The 8,149-nt window shown below is 51.1% G+C and carries 9 protein-coding genes and 1 tRNA gene; 4 read left to right on the plus strand and 6 right to left on the minus strand.

The features are described from left to right. Positions 1-24 precede the first annotated feature (24 nt). The gene (gene fucR / locus FEK43_RS16550) at positions 25-756 is read left to right on the plus strand and encodes an L-fucose operon activator (protein WP_130259359.1); all 732 of its coding nucleotides are present in this window, start codon (positions 25-27) and stop codon (positions 754-756) included. Positions 757-799: 43 nt separating this feature from the next. Here the strand turns inward: fucR and rlmM are convergent, their stop codons facing one another. The 4 genes from rlmM to FEK43_RS16570 form a co-directional block, all read right to left on the minus strand. Beyond that, a complete protein-coding gene (rlmM, locus tag FEK43_RS16555; protein WP_130214557.1) occupies positions 800-1,900 on the minus strand; it encodes a 23S rRNA (cytidine(2498)-2'-O)-methyltransferase RlmM in 1,101 nt (366 codons plus the stop codon). Next, the gene (locus FEK43_RS16560; protein ID WP_000203905.1) at positions 1,893-2,288 is read right to left on the minus strand and encodes a DUF423 domain-containing protein; all 396 of its coding nucleotides are present in this window, start codon (positions 2,286-2,288) and stop codon (positions 1,893-1,895) included. The genes rlmM and FEK43_RS16560 overlap by 8 nt, the downstream gene beginning before the upstream one ends. A gap of 18 nt (positions 2,289-2,306) precedes the next feature. Continuing rightward, positions 2,307-3,224: a glycine cleavage system transcriptional regulator GcvA gene (gcvA, locus tag FEK43_RS16565; RefSeq protein WP_130207706.1), complete on the minus strand. Its 918-nt coding sequence runs from the start codon at positions 3,222-3,224 to the stop codon at positions 2,307-2,309. A 350-nt stretch (positions 3,225-3,574) separates the two neighbouring features. Continuing rightward, a complete protein-coding gene (locus FEK43_RS16570; protein ID WP_130207708.1) occupies positions 3,575-3,802 on the minus strand; it encodes a YgdI/YgdR family lipoprotein in 228 nt (75 codons plus the stop codon). Positions 3,803-3,993: 191 nt separating this feature from the next. Between FEK43_RS16570 and csdA the strand changes: the two genes are divergently transcribed. Continuing rightward, entirely contained in the window at positions 3,994-5,199 is a 1,206-nt protein-coding gene (gene csdA / locus FEK43_RS16575) for a cysteine desulfurase CsdA (RefSeq protein ID WP_135407706.1), read from the plus strand. Further along, positions 5,199-5,642 (plus strand): cysteine desulfurase sulfur acceptor subunit CsdE, encoded by a 444-nt coding sequence (gene csdE, locus FEK43_RS16580; RefSeq protein WP_135407709.1) that lies wholly within the window; start codon positions 5,199-5,201, stop codon positions 5,640-5,642. Before csdA ends, csdE begins: the two co-directional genes overlap by 1 nt. A gap of 56 nt (positions 5,643-5,698) precedes the next feature. Here the strand turns inward: csdE and tcdA are convergent, their stop codons facing one another. Both tcdA and mltA read right to left on the minus strand, forming a co-directional pair. Beyond that, the gene (tcdA, locus tag FEK43_RS16585) at positions 5,699-6,505 is read right to left on the minus strand and encodes a tRNA cyclic N6-threonylcarbamoyladenosine(37) synthase TcdA (RefSeq protein ID WP_135407711.1); all 807 of its coding nucleotides are present in this window, start codon (positions 6,503-6,505) and stop codon (positions 5,699-5,701) included. A gap of 238 nt (positions 6,506-6,743) precedes the next feature. Next, a complete protein-coding gene (gene mltA, locus FEK43_RS16590; RefSeq protein WP_135407713.1) occupies positions 6,744-7,841 on the minus strand; it encodes a murein transglycosylase A in 1,098 nt (365 codons plus the stop codon). Positions 7,842-8,049: 208 nt separating this feature from the next. Here mltA and FEK43_RS16595 point away from each other — a divergent pair. Then, a tRNA-Met gene (locus tag FEK43_RS16595) sits at positions 8,050-8,126 on the plus strand. The last annotated feature ends 23 nt before the right edge of the window (positions 8,127-8,149 follow it).

Raw genomic sequence — 8,149 nt, forward strand, 5'->3', positions numbered from 1 at the left:
TTATCGAATGATGGGGTGAAAAATATGAAAGCGGCACGCCAGCAAGCGATAGTCAACCTGCTGCTGAACCATACCAGCCTGACCACGGAAGCTCTCTCTGAACAGCTAAAGGTCAGTAAAGAAACCATTCGTCGCGATCTCAATGAATTACAGACGCAGGGTAAAATTCTGCGCAATCATGGACGCGCTAAATATATCCACCGTCAAAATCAAGACAGTGGCGATCCCTTTCACATCCGGCTGAAAAGCCATTATGCGCATAAAGCAGATATCGCGCGCGAGGCGCTCACGTGGATTGAAGAAGGGATGGTGATAGCCTTAGACGCCAGTTCAACTTGCTGGTATCTGGCACGCCAGTTGCCTGACATCAACATCCAGGTCTTCACCAATAGCCATCCGATTTGCCATGAACTCGGTAAACGCGAACGCATTCAACTGATCAGTTCCGGCGGCACACTTGAGCGCAAATATGGCTGTTACGTCAATCCCTCGCTGATTTCCCAACTTAAATCGCTGGAAATCGATCTGTTTATTTTTTCTTGTGAAGGGATCGATAGCAGCGGCGCACTGTGGGACTCCAATGCCATCAACGCTGATTACAAATCGATGCTATTAAAACGTGCCGCGCAATCGTTGTTATTGATTGATAAAAGTAAATTTAATCGTTCAGGGGAAGCCCGCATCGGGCATCTGGATGAGGTAACGCACATTATTTCTGATGAGCGCCAGGTTGCAACTTCTTTGGTAACAGCCTGACGGAAAGGGTAGCAGGCCGGAGACGACGCCCCGGCCTTGCCTGTTATCGCTCGTCGCGACGACCACCTACCGCAGCCCAGATGCGACGGACATGCACCGTCACTTCTTCGCGATCGTGATACAACTGACGCGCCTGAATCTGGGCGTTAATGCCATGTTCATCAAGCTGTGCCTGAATGTACGCCAGATTGTGTGATACTTCTTCGTAGCGTTTTTTCATCGGCAATTTAAGGTTGAAGATAGTTTCACGACACCAGCCATTAACCAGCCACTGCGCCATCAAAGCCGCGACCTTCGCCGGTTTTTCCACCATGTCACACACCATCCACGAGATATTGCTACGTGTCGGGCGGAATTTAAAACCATCTTCCCGCAGCCACGTTACTTGTCCGGTATCCATCAGACTTTGCGCCATCGGGCCGTTGTCGACGGAATAAACCCACATGTTGCGCTTCACCAGTTGGTAGGTCCAGCCGCCCGGGCAAGCGCCCAAATCCACCGCCCACATCCCGTTCGCCAGGCGTTCATCCCATTCATCCGCAGGAATAAACACATGAAATGCCTCTTCCAGCTTGAGCGTGGAACGACTTGGCGCATCTGCCGGAAACTTCAGGCGCGGAATGCCCATATAGAACGGCGAGTTATTATTGCTGTAGGAGTAGCCGGTATAACAGCAGCCTGGTGCGATAAAGAACACATGCACAACCGGACGCTTCGGCGTTTCATAGCTCGCCAGGACGCCCGCATCACGCAAGGCAGCCCGTAACGGCACAGTAAATTTGCGGCAGAATTTCAGTAACTCTTTACTTTCGTTGGTGTCCGCGACTTCAACGCGAAGTTCGCCGCCCTTCTCTACCACACCCTGCAACATGCCAACTATTGGCGTAATGCGGTCTTCCTGCGGCAAATGCTGGAGCAGTTCTCCCACCACAAACCACTGGCGGGCAAAAATTAATGAACTAAATGGCAGTTCACGGATTAACTTATCGCCATCTTCCGCTTGATAACATTCATAAATCACATAACCCGCATTCTCTTTTACACGGGCAAAACCGAATATTTCCCGCTGCCCGGCTTTATCGGTAATTTCTGCGGCGCACTCTTTTTCAAAGCCCGGACGGCACAACAATACAACTTTATTCATGACTTACGCCCTTGCGCTTTAAACGGATAGCACCAACTAACATTAACGCCCAGCCCGCGAGAAAACTCACACCGCCGACCGGAGTGACAAACGCCCACAAACGCAGATGAGACAGCGCCAGGCAATAAAGGCTGCCGCTGAACAGCACCGTACCTAGCGCCAGAAAGACGCTACTCCAGTAAAACCAGATACTGATGCGACGTTGCATTGCCACCGCCAGACCTAAAATTGCCAGCGTATGAAATGCCTGGTATTCGAGGCCGGTCTGGATCCAGCCCATTTCAACGGCACCCATGGTTTTACTTAAAACATGCGCACCAAAAGCCCCCAGAGCGACAAAAATGAAGCCGCTAATGGCGGCGAAAATCAGCATAAAACGGCTGGTCATGGTCGTACCCTACATAAATTATTGTTCATAACGAAAGCGGAATTTTTCTTGTTCAGCAGCGGCTTTCGCCAGGATCCATTGGCGAAAGGCGGCTATTTTACCCAGTTCTGCCTGGCTGTCATGACATACCAGATAAAAAGCATTTTTACTGACCAATACGTCATTAAACGGGCAAACAAGGCGTCCGGCCTCGATTTCAGATTGCGCCATCACGTTATTTGCCAGCGCCACACCCTGCCCGTGAATAGCTGCTTGTAGCACCATGGCGCTATGGCTGAAGATAGGCCCTTGCTGAACGTTAATATGGGTCAGCCCCAACTGGCGGGTATATGTCTGCCAGTCTCGCCGGGATGCATCGTGTAATAACGTATGTTTAGCCAGATCTTCCGGCGTCTTCAAGGATTTCTCACCGGTTAATAGTAAAGGCGAACACACTGGCAACAGGTATTCGGCGTAAAGCTTTTCCACCCGCAGCCCCGGCCAGTTGCCTCGGCCATAAAATATCGCCACATCGACATCATCCGCCAGTTTATCTTCCTGTCGGTCGACCGCCTGGATTCGAACGTCGATTCCCGGATAAGCTGAATTAAAGCTGGAAAGTCGCGGTACCAGCCAGTGGATGGCAAAACTGGGGAGTAAGCTGACCGTCAATGCCCCTTTGGCGCTACGGGCTTGGAGTTTACGCGTCGCTTCGGTTAATTGCGAAAATATCTCTTTGATATCGAGAAAATAGCTTTGCCCTTCCTCGGTCAATAGAAGTGAACGATTACGGCGGCGGAACAGTTTTAGCCCCAAAAAATCCTCAAGGGACTTGATTTGATGACTTACTGCGGCCTGGGTCACAAAAAGCTCTTCTGCTGCACGCGTGAAGCTTAAATGGCGGGCTGCGGCATCAAAAACTCGTAAGGCATTTAGCGGTGGTAATCGTTTAGACATGGCTTTTAAACTTTGATGTTAAATGAATTTAACAATTAGATCACACTGTGTAACCTATTAGTTTTTTTAATCTGAGCCATTATAAATTGTCCGTTGAGCTTCTACCAGCAAATACCTATAGTGGCGGCACTTCCTGAGCCGGAACGAAAAGTTTTATCGGAATGCGTGTTCTGGTGAACTTTTGGCTTACGGTTGTGATGTTGTGTTGTTGTGTTTGCAATTGGTCTGCGATTCAGACCATGGTAGCAAAGCTACCTTTTTTCACTTCCTGTACATTTACCCTGTCTGTCCATAGTGATTAATGTAGCACCGCCTAATTGCGGTGCTTTTTTTTACCTTGCGATCGCGAATTACTGATCCAGTTCGACCATCTCTTTCACGTCGGTACGGTTGATCTGCTGTTTGTTGCCATTAGCGTCTTTATAAGAAATCATACCGGTTTCATCATCCGTCATCGGTTTACCATCAGATACAATGGTACGTCCGTCGTTGGTGTGCATCACATAGTTCGAACCGGAGCAGGCGCTAAGGGCAAAAGTCAGCATACAGGCAGAGATAATGGCGGCAGTCTTTTTCATCTTCTTCTCCTTAAAGCGATTACTAAATCTTAATAATATTGATTAACAGGCTAAAATTAACGCCTAACACTATTCAGCATATGTTACTGACGCGGCTTCGACAGGATATCCAGACGATTCCGATGGTTAGCACTCACCTTGTTTCAAAGTGAATTTTGCGTCACGATCGGCGAATCAAGCCGAGGAGTCTCATGAACGTTTTTAATCCCGCGCAATTTCGCGCCCAGTTTCCCGCGCTACAGGATGCGGGCGTTTATCTCGATAGTGCAGCGACCGCACTCAAACCCGAAGCTGTGGTTGAAGCAACCCGGCAGTTCTATAGCCTGAGCGCCGGAAACGTCCATCGCAGCCAGTTTGCCGAAGCCCAACGCCTGACCGCACGTTATGAAGCTGCACGGGAAAAAGTAGCGCAATTGCTAAATGCACCGGATGATAAAACTATCGTCTGGACGCGCGGCACCACCGAATCCATCAACATGGTGGCACAATGCTATGCCCGTCCGCGTCTGCAACCGGGCGATGAGATTATTGTCAGCGTGGCAGAGCATCACGCTAACCTCGTTCCCTGGCTAATGGTTGCCCAACAAACCGGAGCCAAAGTAGTGAAACTGCCGCTTAATGCGCAGCGGTCGCCGGATGTCGATTTATTGCCGGAGTTAATTACTCCCCGTAGTCGAATTCTGGCGTTGGGCCAGATGTCGAACGTCACTGGCGGTTGCCCGGATCTGGCGCGAGCGATTACCTTTGCTCATTCAGCCGGGATGGTGGTGATGGTTGATGGTGCTCAGGGCGCAGTGCATTTCCCTGCCGATGTTCAGCAACTGGATATCGATTTCTATGCTTTCTCTGGTCACAAACTGTATGGCCCGACGGGTATCGGCGTGCTTTACGGCAAACCAGAACTGCTGGAAGCGATGGCACCCTGGCTGGGCGGCGGCAAAATGATTCACGAAGTGAGTTTTGACGGCTTCACTACTCAATCCGCGCCGTGGAAACTGGAAGCCGGAACGCCAAATGTCGCTGGTGTCATAGGATTAAGCGCGGCGCTGGAATGGCTGGCCGATTATGATATCGACCAGGCAGAAAGCTGGAGCCGTAGCCTGGCGACGCTTGCAGAAGACGCTCTGGCAAAACGTCCAGGCTTTCGTTCATTCCGCTGTCAGGACTCCAGCCTGCTGGCCTTTGATTTCGCGGGTGTTCATCACAGCGATATGGTGACGCTACTGGCGGAATATGGTATTGCCCTGCGCGCCGGGCAGCACTGTGCTCAACCGCTGTTGGCAGAATTAGGCGTAACCGGCACTCTGCGCGCCTCTTTTGCGCCATATAATACAAAGAGTGATGTGGATGCGCTGGTGAATGCCGTTGACCGCGCGCTGGAATTATTGGTGGATTAATGACGAACCCGCAACTCGCCGGACATCCGTTCGGCACAACCGTTACCGTAGAGACGTTACGCGATACTTTCGCGCCATTGACGCAATGGGAAGACAAATATCGCCAGCTGATTATGTTGGGGAAACAGCTTCCTGCGTTGCCAGACGAATTAAAAGCACAGGCCAAAGAAATTGCCGGATGTGAAAACCGCGTCTGGCTTGGATTTAACGTCGCAGAAAACGGCAGGATGCATTTCTTTGGTGATAGCGAAGGGCGCATTGTGCGCGGTCTGCTGGCCGTATTGCTGACTGCCGTTGAGGGCAAAACTGCCGCCGAGTTACAAGCACTGTCGCCGCTGGCATTGTTTGATGAGCTGGGATTACGTGCGCAACTTAGCGCCTCTCGCAGTCAGGGGTTGAATGCGTTAAGCGAGGCAATTCTCGCTGCGGCAAAGCAAGCTTGATGCTACACAGTTTCTGGTCGGATAAGACACACCAGACGTCGCATCCGACCTAATGTTTACCCCTGACGCGCCGCTTTCGCCATCATCTTCTTTAGCGCATGAGAAACCGCAACAAACCCAAAGGTGGCGGTTACCATCGTCGCGGCGCCAAATCCAGATGCGCAATCCATCCGCTTTGGCCCTTCCGCCGTGGCTTTCATTGCACAGACCGTGCCGTCTGACTGCGGGTACACCAGTGCTTCGGTAGAGAACACGCAATCCACGCCGAGCTTACCTTTACTGTTTTTCACCACGCCGAAATCGCTTTTCAGGCGCTCGCGCAGCTTCGCCGCCAGCGGATCCTGAATCGTCTTCGCCAGATCGGTAACCTGAATCTGCGTCGGATCAATCTGCCCACCAGCGCCACCGGTCGTGACTAGCGGAATTTTATTGCGCCGACAATAAGCAATCAGCGCCGCTTTGGGTCGCACGCTATCAATGGCATCAATTACATACGAATAACCTGCACTCATGTATTGCGCTACGTTATCCGGCGTCACGAAGTCATCTACTACTGTTACACGGCACTCAGGGTTAATCTGGCGAATGCGCTCCGCCATCACTTCCGCTTTTGCCAGCCCGACGTTATCGCGCAGCGCATGAATTTGCCGATTGGTATTGGTGACGCACACATCATCCATATCAATAAGCGTGATTGCGCCAATCCCCGTGCGCGCCAGCGCTTCCGCAGCCCAGGAACCGACACCACCGATACCCACCACACAAATATGCGCATCAGCGAACAGTTGCAACGCTTTTTCACCATACAGACGCGCTGTGCCACCAAAACGCTGACGCCATGCATCTCTAATTACAACAGACATAGCACCTCAGAATTAAAAAGGGCGAGGTTATCCCTCACCCTAAACGCATAAATGCCTGATGCGCTACGCTTATCAGGCCTACATAACTCCTGCAATATATTGAATTTGCATGATTTGTAGGCCGGATAAGGCGTTCACGCCGCATCCGGCATGAACAACGCGCACTTAGTCAACAATCAGGAGGTGAGATTATCCCTCACCCTGCCTTATCCGTAAAAACGGCATACAGAATATCACATCAGCCGCTAAAGACGTTACCTGCGCCCGGGGCGGTTTTCAGCACCCAGACACGTCCATAGTGGTTGTACCAACCTGCGCGATGTCCGGCTTCCGGTCCAATCCCCTGGTAGATATCGAAGTGTTGGCCTTTGATTGCACCACCGACATCTAACGCCACCATCAAACGCAGTTCGTACTGACCGTTAAATTTGCCGTTATTATCCAGCAGCGGCACTTCTGCCAGCAAGGTTGTACCTGGCGGGATAATGGAACGATCGGAGGCAACTGAAGCGCGACCAACCAGCGGCACCGCACTTGCCCCTTTCACCGGTGCAAAAGACTGCGGTTTAAAGAAGACGAAAGACGGGTTCTGTTCCAGCAGCTCGCGAACTTCGGCTTCACTGTGTGTTTCACCCCAGTGACGAATCGCCTGCATCGACATATCTTCTTTTTTCACTTCGCCACGATCGATCAACACCTTGCCAATACTGCGATAGGCATGACCATTCTTTCCGGCATAGCTGAAGAAGTTAAGCGGACTGCCATCACCAAAGTCGATATACCCACTACCCTGCACATCCATAATGAAGTTATCCATCAGAGAGTTGCTGTAAGCGAGGATGTATTTATCGCTCAATGCTCCCGCGTAGATCTCCGCGCGAGACGGCAAACGCCCACGTTTTGGCGGCATTCGATAAATAGGATACTGGAACTCGCCCTGACGAGTATGGCGCGCCTGAATCACCGGCGTGTAATAGCCCGTAAACTGTACGTTACCGTAATTATCCGTACCTTCCATCTGCCAGGCGTCAATGCCGAACTGGCGCATATTGCGGGTATCACCGCCTGCACGCAGCCACTCCTGCACGGCGTTATAAACGCTACTCTGGTTGCCATACAGACGCGGCGACGCGTTGCGGATATGGTTAATTTGTTCGGCAAAATCACCGGCGTTAATCGGCGCGCCAACAGCATCTGGTTGGTTCACCAGAGAGAAAGGCTGGGTAAATTTCCCGTCTTTATATTGTTGTCCGCGATCGGTTGGTTTGGAGGAGCAGGCGGCCAGTATCGTCGCAACCGCGCCCATAAGAAGGTACTTTACCCAACGTCCTTTCATTGTTCTCTTCTTCAGGTTAAAAAATAAGGCGTTAATGAAGATAACAAACCGTCGCCTTTAATGAAATCCGTAGTATTCCCTGATGCAAATTTTGTACAAAAAATAGACTTCAATGCTTTGTTTTTGTTCAAAATCATGCCAAATCCGTGATCAGAGTAAAAAAAAGGTTGCATGAAAACGCGAGCGGAGTATAGTGCGCATCCACGGACGCGGGGTGGAGCAGCCTGGTAGCTCGTCGGGCTCATAACCCGAAGGTCGTCGGTTCAAATCCGGCCCCCGCAACCAATTAAAATTTGATGAAGTAATAG

Origin of the sequence: Escherichia sp. E2562 (genome assembly GCF_005781075.1) — a bacterium.
Classification (GTDB): Bacteria; Pseudomonadota; Gammaproteobacteria; order Enterobacterales; family Enterobacteriaceae; genus Escherichia.